Source organism: Rhodococcus sp. BP-349, assembly GCF_019835845.1.
Taxonomy (GTDB): Bacteria; Actinomycetota; Actinomycetes; order Mycobacteriales; family Mycobacteriaceae; genus Rhodococcoides.
This window is the reverse complement of the sequence record NZ_JABUDR010000003.1, coordinates 681,959-695,093: the sequence shown is the minus strand read 5'-3', so window position 1 is coordinate 695,093 and position 13,135 is coordinate 681,959. Positions and strand designations below refer to the sequence as shown.

Annotated in this window: 9 protein-coding genes; all 9 read right to left on the bottom strand. The window is 70.0% G+C overall.

Translation table 11 applies throughout. From position 1 onward, the window contains the following. Positions 1-124 precede the first annotated feature (124 nt). Complete coding sequence (locus HQ325_RS19620; RefSeq protein ID WP_222632607.1) at positions 125-1,189, bottom strand: amidohydrolase family protein; 1,065 nt, start codon at positions 1,187-1,189, stop codon at positions 125-127. Between the two features lie 31 nt (positions 1,190-1,220). Next, the gene (gene ffh / locus HQ325_RS19615) at positions 1,221-2,789 is read right to left on the bottom strand and encodes a signal recognition particle protein (RefSeq protein ID WP_056445067.1); all 1,569 of its coding nucleotides are present in this window, start codon (positions 2,787-2,789) and stop codon (positions 1,221-1,223) included. Between the two features lie 108 nt (positions 2,790-2,897). Continuing rightward, entirely contained in the window at positions 2,898-5,384 is a 2,487-nt protein-coding gene (locus HQ325_RS19610) for a [protein-PII] uridylyltransferase (RefSeq protein ID WP_261778752.1), read from the bottom strand. A 57-nt stretch (positions 5,385-5,441) separates the two neighbouring features. Then, complete coding sequence (locus HQ325_RS19605) at positions 5,442-5,780, bottom strand: P-II family nitrogen regulator (protein WP_027505009.1); 339 nt, start codon at positions 5,778-5,780, stop codon at positions 5,442-5,444. 3 nt (positions 5,781-5,783) lie between these two features. Next, complete coding sequence (locus HQ325_RS19600) at positions 5,784-7,145, bottom strand: ammonium transporter (RefSeq protein ID WP_222631903.1); 1,362 nt, start codon at positions 7,143-7,145, stop codon at positions 5,784-5,786. A 221-nt stretch (positions 7,146-7,366) separates the two neighbouring features. After that, complete coding sequence (ftsY, locus tag HQ325_RS19595; protein ID WP_222631901.1) at positions 7,367-8,767, bottom strand: signal recognition particle-docking protein FtsY; 1,401 nt, start codon at positions 8,765-8,767, stop codon at positions 7,367-7,369. 4 nt (positions 8,768-8,771) lie between these two features. Then, positions 8,772-12,407 carry a chromosome segregation protein SMC gene (smc, locus tag HQ325_RS19590; RefSeq protein ID WP_222631899.1) on the bottom strand — a complete coding sequence of 1,212 codons (3,636 nt, stop codon included), beginning with the start codon at positions 12,405-12,407 and terminating at the stop codon, positions 8,772-8,774. 29 nt (positions 12,408-12,436) lie between these two features. After that, a complete protein-coding gene (locus HQ325_RS19585) occupies positions 12,437-12,721 on the bottom strand; it encodes an acylphosphatase (protein WP_222631897.1) in 285 nt (94 codons plus the stop codon). Further along, a complete protein-coding gene (locus HQ325_RS19580) occupies positions 12,718-13,128 on the bottom strand; it encodes an OsmC family protein (protein WP_056445078.1) in 411 nt (136 codons plus the stop codon). The genes HQ325_RS19585 and HQ325_RS19580 overlap by 4 nt, the downstream gene beginning before the upstream one ends. Positions 13,129-13,135 lie beyond the last annotated feature (7 nt).

Sequence of the window (13,135 nt, the reverse complement as noted above, 5' to 3'; positions counted from 1 at the left end):
ACGGCATGCGCACCCGGTTTTGCGGTGGATGGGTGTTGTGACCGCCGCTCGGTACGGAACCGAAGACGGGCGAACAGCGCCTTATTCTGCCAGACACCGCCCGAGCGTCATAATCCCAGCCCGGTCACCAGATCCGGCCGCGCAACACCACCACGTCCGGCGCCGACAGGACGTCCGGCCCGGTTCGTGGGTCGGTGGAGTAGAACACCAGATCCGCGGGTGCGCCGTGCTCGATGCCCGCACGTCCGAGCCACCGCCGCGCCGTCCAACTGGCCGCGCCCAGGGCGTCGGTCGGCGACAGGCCCACGCCCACCAGCGCCGCCACCTCGTCGGCCACCCGCCCGTGCTCGATGCTGCCGCCCGCGTCGGTGCCCGCGTAGATCGGGACTCCGGCGTCGTGGGCGCGCCCCACCGTGTCCGCCACGCGGGCGTGCAGGTCACGCATGTGATCGGCGTAGCGCGGATAGCGGGTGGCCGAGTCGGCGATCGACGGGAAGGTCTCGATGTTGATGAGCGTGGGTACCAGCGCGGTTCCGTGCTCGACCATCATCTCGATGGTCTCGTCGGTCAGGCCGGTGCCGTGTTCGATGCAGTCGATGCCGGCACCGATCAGCCCGGGCAGCGCGTCCTCGCCGAAGACGTGCGCCGTGACCCGGGCGCCCTCGGCGTGGGCGGCCTCGATGGCCCGGCGCAGGACCGCGTCGTCCCACAAGGGTGCGAGATCGCCGACCTCGCGGTCGATCCAGTCGCCGACCAGCTTGACCCACCCGTCGCCGAGGCGCGCCTGCTGAGCCACGGCCTCGGGCAGTTGCGACTCGTCCTCGAGATCGACGGCGAGGCCGGGAATGTAGCGCTTGGGCATCGCGATGTGCCGACCCGCGCGGATGATGCGCGGCAGATCCTCGTGGTCGTCGAGTGCGCGGGTGTCGACGGGCGATCCCGCGTCACGCAGCAGCAGCGCACCCACCTCGCGCTCGGTGGTGGCCTGCGCGACGGTGCCGTCGTGATCCTCGTGTCCACCGCCGTACGCGATACCGACGTGGCAGTGCGCGTCGACGAGACCCGGGACTATCCAGCCGCCCCGCGCCACCGTGGTCGCACCGGGAACCGGATCCAGTGAGACGAGACCGTCTCGCACCCAGACGTCCACCTCGTCGTGGCCGGGCAGCACGACGCCGCGCAGATGCAGACTCGGCGAGATGCGCACCGCGTGCTCCGCCCTACTTCTTGGGGAGCTTCAGCTGCGACAGGTCGATGCCCTCGAGGCCCGGCGGAAGCTGGTCGAGGCCCTTCGGCATCGAGGACAGATCGGGCATCCCGGCGGGCATCCCGCCCGGCATGCCGGGGAAGCCTCCCCGCACGCCCTTGGGCGGGGTGGGCCCGCGGCCGCCCTTCTTCCCTTTCTTGCCCTTCTTGTTGCTGCGCTGGACCTGCTTGCGCGCGCCGGGCATGCCCATGCGGCCGGCCATCGACGCCATCATCTTGCGGGCCTCGAAGAAACGGTCGACCAGCTGATTGACGTCGGAGACCTTGACGCCGGAACCGTTGGCGATGCGCAGACGACGGGAGGCGTTGATCATCTTCGGATCGGCCCGCTCGGCAGGTGTCATACCGCGGATGATGGCCTGCACGCGGTCGAGCTGCTTGTCGTCCACGGACGCGAGGGCGTCCTTCATCTGACCGGCACCGGGCAGCATGCCGAGCAGGTTGCCGATCGGTCCCATCTTGCGGATCGCCATCATCTGCTCGAGGAAGTCCTCGAGCGTCAGCTGGCCGGACCCGATCTTCGCGGCGGTGTCCTCCGCCTGCTTCGCGTCGAAGACGGTCTCGGCCTGCTCGATGAGGCTGAGCAGGTCGCCCATGCCGAGGATGCGGCTCGCCATGCGATCCGGGTGGAAGATCTCGAAGTCCTCGAGCTTCTCGCCCGTCGACGCGAACATGATCGGCCGACCGGTGACCTCGCGGACGCTCAGGGCGGCACCACCGCGGGCGTCACCGTCGAGCTTGGTGAGCACTACGCCGGTGAAGCCGACACCGTCCTGGAAGGCCTGCGCCGTGCTGACGGCGTCCTGGCCGATCATCGCGTCGAGCACGAACAGGATCTCGTCGGGGTTCGTCGCGTCGCGGATACCGGCGGCCTGGCCCATGAGCTCGGTGTCGATACCGAGACGGCCCGCGGTGTCGACGATGACGACGTCGTACTGCTTGGCGCGAGCCTCGGCGACACCGGCGCGAGCGACCTCCACCGGGTCGGCCGCGGTCACGCCGAGGGCGTTCTCGCCGCCACCGATCGACGTGCCCGGATGCGGCGCGAAGACCGCGGCGCCCGCACGCTCGCCGACGATCTGGAGCTGGCTCACGGCACCGGGGCGTTGAAGGTCGCAGGCCACGAGGAGCGGGGTGTGGTTCTGGTCCTTGAGCCACTTGGCGAGCTTGCCGGCGAGTGTCGTCTTACCGGAGCCCTGCAGACCGGCCAGCATGATGACCGTCGGCGGGTTCTTCGCGAACTCCACACGCCGGGTCTCGCCACCGAGGATGCCGACGAGCTCGTCGTTGACGATCTTGACGACCTGCTGCGCGGGGTTGAGAGCAGCGGAGACCTCGGCGCCCTTCGCGCGCTCCTTGATCCGGGTGATGAAGGCGCGCACGACCGGCAGTGCGACGTCGGCGTCGAGCAGTGCCAGGCGGATCTCGCGGCACACCGCATCGATGTCGGCGCCCGAGAGCCGACCCTTGCCTCTCAGATCCTTGAGGCTTCCGGTCAATCTGTCGGACAGTGATTCGAACACCGATACTCCTGAACATCGCGAGAGAAGTGAAGACTCCGTCGACCAGCCTAACGGTCGACCGACCCGGCGGTGGCCCGGCCCGACGGGTGTCTCGGTCCCCCGTGTACGTCAGTCGTCCGACTCGGGCTCCTTCGGGCGCAGGGAGGGGACGACGGCCAGCAGTGCACGCTCGAGCTCCTCGCGCTGAGCCCGTGATCCGGGGTCGCCCTCCGCCGCACCGCTGGTGTCGACGCAGAACGCGTCCACCACCGAGGATCCGCGGGTGGTGACCTTCGCCCAGCGCACGTCGGCACCGTGTTTCTCGAAGACGGACGAGAGGCGGCACAGCAGCCCGAGCCGATCCTCGGCGCGAACCTCCACGATCATGGAGTCGCCGTCCGGACCGTCGAACCACAGCACCCGCGGCGGCGCCTGCGCGTACAGCAGCACCTCCGACGAGTCGAGCAGCCCCGGGTCGCCGTCCGCCGCGGCAGTACGTGCTCCGGCCTCCTTGAGGTCGAGTTGCGCGAGCAGGTCCAGGTCGCCGTCGAGTGCCCGGATGAGCTCCTGGCGCAGCAGGCCGGGCTGGGGCGGCGCCCCGAAGGTGGGCGTGACGACGAAACGGTTGATCGCGAACCCGTTCGCGCTGACCACGGACGCGGACAGCACTCGCAACGCGGCCAGGGCGAGTACGCCCGACGCGTTGGACAGCAGGCCGAGCCTGTCCGGCGCGGTCACCGTCACCTCGAACGTGTGCGGACTGTCCGACGGCTGCAGATCGACGTCGACTCCGCCCTCGGCGGCGCGGGCCGCGAGCGCCGCATCTATCGGATCGGGTGTCGGCAGCGGTTCACCGGCCATGATCATGCGGCACCGCCGTACGAGCTCACCGATGAGCGAAGACTTCCAGTCCCCCCAGACGCCGGGTCCCGTCGCGAGCGAGTCCGCCTCGGCCAGCGCGTGCAGGAGTTCGAGCAGGATCGGATCGCCGTCCAGCGCGTCGACCACCCGCTGCACCGTCGCGGGATCGTCCAGGTCGCGCCTGGTCGCGGTGTCCGGCAGGAGCAGATGGTGGCGCACCATCGCCTCGAGCAACCGGACGTCCGACGGCCACAGACCGAGCCGTTTACCCACCTGCGTGGCCAGATCCGCGCCGACGATGCTGTGGTCTCCCCCGCGGCCCTTGCCGATGTCGTGCAGCAACGCCCCGAGGACCAGCAGGTCGGGCCGCGCGACCCGGGTGGTGAAACCGCTCGCGTGGGCGGCGGTCTCGACGAGATGGCGGTCCACCGTCCAGGTGTGCACGGCGTCGCGCGGCGGCAGGTCGCGCACCGCGCCCCACTCGGGAAGGAGACGCCCCCACAGGCCCGTCCGGTCCAGAGCCTCGATCGCGTCGATGGCGCGACGGCCGGAGCCGAGGACCACCAGCAGGTCGTTGAGCGCCTCCTTCGGCCACGGCTCGCGCAGTTCCGGTGCACTGTCGGACAATCGGCCCAGGGTCGACGCGGACATCGGCATCCCCGTCACCGCGGAGGCCGCCGCGACACGCATGATCAGTCCCGGATCCTTGTTGGGGCGGGCGTCCCGCGCCAGCACCACCTCGCCGGCGTGCTCGACGACCCCCTCGTCGAGGGGCCGACGCACCGGTACCCGGCGGAGCCGCGAGAGTCCGCGTCGCGGTATGGCATTCCGGGCGGTACGCAGGCCCACGTCCGTCGAGTAGACGATGGTGCGCGCCGAATCACTGAGTACGCGTGCAAGATCGAACCGATCGCCGATGCGGAGCGCGGCGGCGATCTCGTCCGCGTCCTGCGCTCGCAGCTGATCACGGGCACGGCCCGCCACCCGGTGCAGCTCGGTGCGGACGTCGAGAATCCGCCGGTGTGCGAAATCCAGTCCACCGCCCGGTGATTCGGGCCCGAGGCCCGGCATCGCGTCGGTGAGCTGCGCGATGGAGAGCGCGTCGAGAAGCTGCACGTCGCGCAGGCCGCCGCGTCCACTCTTGAGATCGGGCTCGGCCCGGTGAGCGATCTCGCCGCTACGCCCCCAGCGAGTGCGGGTGAGCGCGTGCAACTCGTCGAACCGATCGCGGATCCCGATGCGCCACTGGCGCCGGATCCCGTCGATCAACATCGAACTGAGTTCGGCGTCGCCCACGATGTGTCGGGCGTCGAGCAGACCGAGGGCCGCGGTCATGTCGTGGGCGGCCACGTCCAGAGCCTGCGGAACCGTGCGGACACTGTGATCGAGCTTGATGTGCGCGTCCCACAGCGGATACCAGAGTTGGTCGGCCACACCGCTGACGAGCGCGGGGTCGAGATCGTCGTGCAGCAGCACGAGGTCCAGGTCGGAGTACGGCAGCATCTCGCGGCGGCCCAACCCGCCGACGGCGACGATGGCGAATCCGCTGTCCGGCTTGATCCCCACCTCGGAACCCTTGGTGGTCAGCCAGAACTCGTGCAGGTCGACCAGCGCCTGACGCAACGCCGTCGCATCCAGTCGTCGATTCCGGCCCTGGCCGGCGAGCAGTTGCTCGCGCGCCCGGACGAGATCCGCCGCTGCTTCGGAACCACCCACGGGGCTCACTCCTTCTGGTGTCGTGTCGCCGAGAAACAGATCGGCCGCGGATCCGCCCCGTCGAACGAGGCGGATCCGCGGCCGGACCGACGGGAACTACAGAGCGTCGGAGCCACGCTCGCCGGTACGCACGCGCACGACGGCCTCCACGGGCGAGACCCAGACCTTGCCGTCACCGATCTTGCCGGTACGGGCTGCCTCGACGATCACCTCGACGACCTTGTCCACGGCCGCGTCGTCCACGACGACCTCGACGCGCACCTTGGGAACGAAGTCCACGGAATACTCGGCACCGCGGTAGACCTCGGTGTGGCCCTTCTGTCGGCCGTACCCCTGTACCTCGCTCACGGTCATACCGAGAACGCCTGCCTGCTCGAGAGCCGTCTTGACGTCCTCGAGAGTGAACGGCTTGACGATTGCAGTGATCAACTTCATGTCTCACGCCTCCTTGCTGGGAACGCGTCCCAGTGTTGACCCACCGAGTGCCGCAAAGTCGTAGGCGGTCTCGGCATGTTCCGATTCGTCGGCTCCCATGGATTCACCATCGTCGTCGATCCGGAGGCCCACGGTGTACTTGACGATGAGCGCGACGATGGTCGTACCCACCAGAGAGTAGAGCAGCACCGCACCGGCACCGACTGCCTGACGCCACAGCTGGTCGAATCCGCCGCCGTAGAACAGCCCCTCGACACCGGCCGGTGCCTCGGAGGTGGCGACCAGTCCGACGAGCAGCGTGCCCACCAGACCGCCGACGAGGTGGACGCCGACGACGTCGAGCGAGTCGTCGAAACCGAACTTGAACTTCAGACCGACGGCCAGTGCGCAGAGCACTCCGGAGACGACGCCGATGACGAGTGCACCGAGGATGTTGACCGAGGAGCAGGCCGGGGTGATGGCCACGAGTCCGGCGACGATGCCCGACGCACCACCGAGACTCGTCGCGTGCCCGTCACGGATGCGCTCCGTGAGGAGCCAGGCCAGCATGGCTGCGGCCGTGGCCGCGATGGTGGTGACGAAGGTGGCACCGGCGATGCCGTTGGAGCCGACGGCGGAACCGGCGTTGAAGCCGAACCAACCGAACCAGAGGAGGCCGGCACCCAGCATGACGAACGGCAGGTTGTGGGGGCGGAACGGAGTGCCCGGCCATCCCTTGCGCTTGCCCAGGATGACGGCGAGCACCAGGCCCGCGGCACCCGCGTTGATGTGGACGGCCGTACCGCCGGCGAAGTCGACCGCGGCGAGCTTGTTGGCGATCCAGCCACCGGTCGTGGTGGTGACCTCGTCGAAGGAGAAGACCCAGTGCGCGACCGGGAAGTAGACGAGAGTCGCCCACAGTCCGGCGAACAGCAGCCACGGTCCGAAGCGCATGCGGTCGGCGACGGCGCCGGAGATGAGCGCGACCGTGAGAATCGCGAACATGGCCTGGAAGGAGACGAACACGGTCGCCGGGATGGTGCCGACGAGCGGGATCGCGGCATCGGTGAGGACACCGGCCTCGTCCTCGGAGGCGAGGTACGTTCCGCCGATCAGGCCCTCGAGCCCGAAGTACTGGAACGGGTCACCGATGAGGTTGCCCTTGTCCTCGCCGAACGTGACCGAGTAGCCGTACAGCACCCAGAGAACGCCGACGACGCCCATCGCGCTGATGCTCATCATGATCATGTTCAGCACGCTCTTCGCGCGGACCATGCCGCCGTAGAAGAACGCAAGACCCGGAACCATGAGCAACACGAATGCCGCGCTTGTCAGCATCCATGCGGTGTCACCGGTGTCGGGCGCACCGATAGTGGGAAAATCCACCTTGAGCCTCCTCCTTCTTCCTCGCCCCAGCCGATGGCGGCTGACGACCTGAGGAGAAGGGTGCTCACTCGACGTTTCGGCGACGACACTGCGGTGTTTCGTCGGTGTGAACGCACAGCCGAATCATGTTGCGACCGTGTTGCGTCTCGGTCTTTTCACCCGATTCGGCCGCCGGGACTCGACGAGAGTCGAATTCTCAGCGGCCCGATCGGGGCTGTCGGTCAGCCCAGAAGAGCGTCGACGAACGCGCCCGGCTCGAACGGAGCGAGGTCGTCGGCGCCCTCGCCGAGACCCACGAGCTTCACCGGGACGCCGAGTTCACGCTGCACCTGGAACACGATGCCGCCCTTCGCCGTGCCGTCCAATTTGGTCAGCACGACGCCGGTGATGTCGACGACCTGAGCGAACACGCGAGCCTGCGCGAGACCGTTCTGACCGATGGTCGCGTCGAGCACGAGCAGGACGTCGTCGACGGGCGCCTTCTTCTCGATGACGCGCTTGACCTTGCCCAGCTCGTCCATCAGACCGGTCTTCGTGTGCAGTCGGCCCGCGGTGTCGATGAGCACGGCGTCGACCCCGTCGGCGATGCCGCGCGTCACGGCGTCGAACGCGACGGCGGCCGGATCGGCGCCCTCCTTGCCGCGCACCACCTCGGCGCCCACGCGCTCGGCCCACGTCTGCAGCTGGTCGGCCGCGGCGGCACGGAAGGTGTCGGCCGCGCCCAGCACGACTCGACGACCGTCCGCCACCAGGACGCGCGCCAGCTTGCCGGTCGTCGTGGTCTTGCCGGTGCCGTTGACGCCGACCACGAGCAGGACGGACGGGCGGTCACCGTGCGGCAGCGCACGGATGGAACGGTCGAACGACGGGGTGAGCTGCTCGATCAGCACCTCGCGCAGCAGAGCGCGTGCCTCGGGCTCGGTCCGCACGTTGCGCACGGCCATCTGCTCACGCAGAGTCGCGACGATCTCGGCGGTCGCCGCGCTCCCCAGGTCGGCGACGAGGAGGGTGTCCTCGACCTCCTCCCACGAGTCCTCGTCGAGGTCGCCGCCACCGAGCAGTCCGAGCAACGACCGGCCCACGGCGTTCTGCGATCGCGACAGTCGACCGCGCAGCTTGGTCAGGCGGCCCGACGTGGGCTCGATCTCGTCGAGCACCGGAGCGGAGCTCACCGGTTCTGCGGGCGCCTCCTCCTCCACCGGAGGAACCACCACGGGCGGGGTCTCGACAGGCGGTGCCTCCGTGGCCGGAGCGGGCTCGTCGAGCACCGGGTCGGGCAGCGAGATGTCGGTGATGCCGCGCTTCGGCGCGTCGCGAGGGACCGACGCGTCGTCACCGACCCGCGGCTGATCGTCGGTGTCGGTGCGCTCGAGCGTGGGTTCAGGGATCGGCTTCCGGGGCGCCGGCGCGGGCGGAGCCGCCGTGCCCTGCGAGAAGTCGAATCCGGTGCCGGCCGTGTAGCCACCCGATCGGTCGACCTCGCGGACCTGCTCGGTGGTGTCGGGACGGGCCAGAGAGATGCGGCGACGACGCTGCAGCACCAACCCGACGACGAGCACGACGACGAGCAGTGCGAGGACGGCCGCCACGACGATCCAGAGTTCGGTAGTCACGTCGACCATCCTGTCAGGACGGCGGCTCGGCGCCCGGCTCGGGAGTCGCCACCTCCCCCGCGGGCTCGAGGACGGCACGCTTGGGCAACCGTTGCGAGATCACCGTCGTGATGCCGTCGCCGCGCATGCTCACCCCGTAGAGAGCGTCGGCCACCTCCATGGTGGGTTTCTGGTGGGTGATGACGATGAGCTGAGACTTCTCCCGCAGCTGCTCGAACAGGCCGATCAGTCGCCGGAGGTTCGTGTCGTCCAGCGCTGCCTCGACCTCGTCCATGACGTAGAACGGGGACGGCCGGGCCCGGAAGATGGCCACGAGCATCGCGACCGCGGTGAGCGACTTCTCGCCGCCGGACAGCAGCGACAGCCTCTTGACCTTCTTGCCCGGCGGACGGGCCTCGACCTCGATGCCGGTGGTGAGCATGTCCGAGGGGTCGGTCAGTACCAGTCGGCCCTCACCGCCCGGGAAGAGCTTGGCGAAGACGCCGACGAACTCGCGCTCGACGTCGGCGTAGGCCTCGGTGAACACCTGCAGGATGCGGGCGTCGACGTCCGCGACCACGCCCAACAGATCCTTGCGCGCCGACTTCACATCCTCGAGCTGGGTGGACAGGAAGTTGTAGCGCTCCTCCAGGGCGGCGAACTCCTCGAGAGCCAGCGGGTTGACCTTGCCCAGCGTCGCGAGGTCCTTCTCCGCACGCTTGACCCGGCGCTCCTGCTCCGCGCGGTCGAACGGCATCGGGGCCGGGGCCACCACCTGCTCGCCGCGTTCCTTCGCCTGCTCGTACTCCGCCATCTCGAGGTCGGTCGGCGGCAGCGTGACGTCGGGTCCGTACTCGGCGATCAGGTCGTCGGGCGCAATGGAGAACTGCTCCACCACGTTCTGTTCGAGCTGCTCGATGCGGAGCACCGCCTGTGCTTTGGCCACCTCGTCGCGGTGCACCGCGTCGGTCAACTGTGTGGCGCGCGCGGCGAGGGCGCGAACCTGTTCCCGCGTCCGGTCCAGCTCGGCCGCTCGGTCGGAGCGGCGGCGAGCCAGTTCGTCGCGGCGCACGGCAGCGTCCGCGACGACGCGCTCCAGCCGGCCGGCGACACGAGTCCCGGCCTCGGAGACCGCGGCGGCCACGGCAGCGGACTGCACGCGGCGTGCCCGTGCCCGCTCGGCCCGCGCTCGCCCTTCTCGTTCCATCCGAGCCTGCCGACGGAGCCCGTCGGCCTTGCCGCGGACCGAGTCGGCGCGCTCCTCGGCGGTGCGCAGGGACAGTCTCGCCTCGACCTCGACGGACCGCACCTCGGTGACCGCGGCGGCAGCGCCCTCGCGGGCCCGCGCCCACTCCTCCGCCTCATCGTCCCCGTCGGCGTCGCCGCCCTGGTCGTCCTCGGCACGACGCACGCGCTCCTCGAGCTCGGCGAGCGCGGTCACCGCCTCGTCCCGCTGATGCTCGGCCCGCTCGCGCTGGGTCTGCAGCCGGGTCGACTCGGCGTGCGCGACACGGGCGACCTGACCCAGTCGACCGAGTTGCTCGTACACCGCGGACATCGCGGCGTCGGACTCCGTGAGCGCGGCCAGTGCCTGGTCTGCGGCCTCCCGGCGGTCCGCCTGTTCGGCGAGCGCCCCGGACAGCGCCGCGGCGAGTTCCTCGGTCCGACGCTCCGTCGCCGCCAGTTCGGTCACCGACTCGTCGATGGCCGCCTGCACCTCGAGCGTGCTGGGCCGTCGGTCGGACCCGCCGGTGATCCACCCGCGCCCCACCAGGTCGCCGCCCCGCGTCACGACGCGCACGTCGGCGCTGCCCTCGACCAGGGCCGTGGCCTCCGCCAGCGTGTCGACGACGCTCGTGCCGCCCAACAGCGAGGCGAGCGCACCCCGCGCCGACTCGGACGCCTCGATCACCGACAGGATCGACGTCCCGGAGCCGATCTGTCGCTCGTCCACCCCGGGGCCCGTCGGGTAGACGATCGCCGCGCGCCCCGCGTCCGCGCTCTTGAGCGCCGACACCGCCTCGCGGGCGTTCTCGACCGACGAGACCACCACGGCGTCGGCCGCGGCTCCCAGCGCCACGGCCACCGCCACCTCGTAGCCCGGTCGCACGGTGAGGTGATCGCCCAACCTGCCGACGACGCCGTGCTGCTGCTTCTCTCCCAGCCACGCGCCACCGTCGCCGCGTTCCAGGTTCATCGTCAGAGCGTCGATCCGGGCGCGCAGCGATGCCACGCGCTGGCTCGACTCCCGTTCTCCCGTCTGCAGTTCCGCGACGCGGGCATCGGCGATGGCCAGTGCCTCGACGGCGTTCTCGTGCTGCGAGTCCAGTCCCGCCTCACCGGCGTCGAGTTCGCCGACCTTCTCCTGGACGATGTCGAACTCGGCCTGTGCGGCGTCGCCTCGGTTCCTCGCGTCCTCGATCGCGGTCGCGAGACGGGCCACCTCCGTGTCGTACGACTCCGCCCGGGCGCGCAGACCGTCCACCTGGCCGGACAGCCGCGCGAGCCCTTCCCTGCGGTCGGCGACGGCCCGTACGGCGGCGGCGTGTGCGCGCTCCGCGTCCGACGCGGCCGCCTCCCGTTCCGCGAGCTGCTCCCGCGCGGCGTCGAGTGTGGCGCGCGCGAACTCCACCGCCTCGGTCAGCTGCAGTTCCTCCTCGGCGACCCGGTCCGCACGCTGCTCGAGCTCGTCCGGGTCGGGACCGCGTCGGTCCTCCGGCTCGTCACCGAGGTGGCGCGCCCGCTCGGTCGCGATGCGCACGGTGGCGCCGACACGCTCCGCGAGCGCGGACAGCTGGAACCACGTCTGCGCCGCCGCCTCCGCGCTCGGGGTGAGTCGCGCGAGGTCCTGCTCGCCCTCGGCGAGCACCGCCTCGCCCTCGGCCAACGCGTCCTGGACCGCGGCGTACTCCTCACGGGCCTTCGTCTCGTCGTGCGACTGCTCCGCCAGTTCGGTCCGGCGTGTCACCAGATCGTCGGCGGCGATGCGCAGTCGCGCATCGCGGAGGTCGGCCTGCACCGTCTGCGCGCGCCGGGCCACCTCGGCCTGACGACCGAGAGGTTTGAGCTGCCGACGCAGTTCGGTGGTGAGATCCGTCAGACGTGCGAGGTTGGCCTGCATGGAGTCGAGCTTGCGGACGGCCTTCTCTTTGCGCTTGCGGTGCTTGAGGACGCCGGCGGCCTCCTCGATGAAGGCGCGCCGGTCCTCCGGCCGCGACTCGAGAATGGCGGCGAGTCGACCCTGACCGACGATGACGTGCATCTCACGGCCGATACCCGAATCGCTGAGCAGTTCCTGGACGTCCATCAGTCGGCACGAGCTGCCGTTGATCTCGTACTCGCCGGCACCGTCGCGGAACATGCGGCGGGTGATCGAGACCTCGGAGTAGTCGATCGGCAGCGCGCCGTCGCTGTTGTCGATGGTCAGCGTCACCTCGGCCCGGCCCAGCGGGGCGCGGCCGGACGTGCCGGCGAAGATGACGTCCTCCATCTTGCCGCCGCGCAGCGCCTTCGCGCCCTGCTCCCCCATGACCCAGGTCAGCGCGTCGACGACATTCGACTTGCCCGATCCGTTGGGCCCCACGACGCAGGTGATGCCGGGCTCGAAACGCAGAGTCGTCGCCGAGGCGAAGGACTTGAAGCCCTTCAGCGTCAGACTCTTGAGGTGCATGGCGGTTCAGACTACCCAGCCCTGCTCTCTCAGCGTTCGACGAACCCGTCGAGTCCGCCGCGCGCGGATTCCCAGTTGTCCACCACGGTGGTCACCGAGCCCGGGGTGTCACGCGATCGCAGAGCGGCGAGCAGCGCCTCGAGATCCGCTCGATCTCCCTCGGCGACCACGTGCACCCGGCCGTCGGACGTGTTGGTCGCTGATCCGACGAGCCCGAGTTCCAACGCGCGCGACCGCGTCCACCAGCGGAAACCGACGCCCTGGACACTGCCGTGGACCCACGCGCTCAGCCGTTCGAGGTCGACTGCCGTCACTCCTCGACCTCGATACGGAGGTCCACCTCGGTGCCCGCCTTCAACGTGCGCCCCACCGTGCACACCTTGTCGACGGCCTTGGTGACGACGGTGAGCAACCGTTCCCTGGCCTCCGGATCGAGGGCGCTGAGGTCGACCGTCAGCACCTCCTCGAGCCGCGGGTAGCGCTCCTCGTCACGATCGGCGACGCCCGACACCCGGACGGTCGCGTCGTAGTCGTCACCGAGCCGGCGGGCGAGGGGACGGTCGGAGCTCATGCCCGTGCACGCCGCGAGAGCGATCTTGAGCAGCTCACCGGGAGTGAAGACACCCTCGACGTCCTCGGACCCGATGAGCACTTCGGCACCGCGCGAACTCTTGCCGGTGTAACGACGTGTCCCGGTGCGATCGACCCACAGTTCAGTCATGATCGCG

Excerpts from the sequence above, each read along its gene's own strand:
- HQ325_RS19580 (WP_056445078.1), bottom strand. The coding sequence starts at position 13,128 with ATGACTGAACTGTGGGTCGATCGCACCGGGACACGTCGTTACACCGGC.
- smc (WP_222631899.1), bottom strand. The coding sequence starts at position 12,407 with ATGCACCTCAAGAGTCTGACGCTGAAGGGCTTCAAGTCCTTCGCCTCG.
- HQ325_RS19605 (WP_027505009.1), bottom strand. The coding sequence starts at position 5,780 with ATGAAGTTGATCACTGCAATCGTCAAGCCGTTCACTCTCGAGGACGTC.
- ftsY (WP_222631901.1), bottom strand. The coding sequence starts at position 8,767 with ATGGTCGACGTGACTACCGAACTCTGGATCGTCGTGGCGGCCGTCCTC.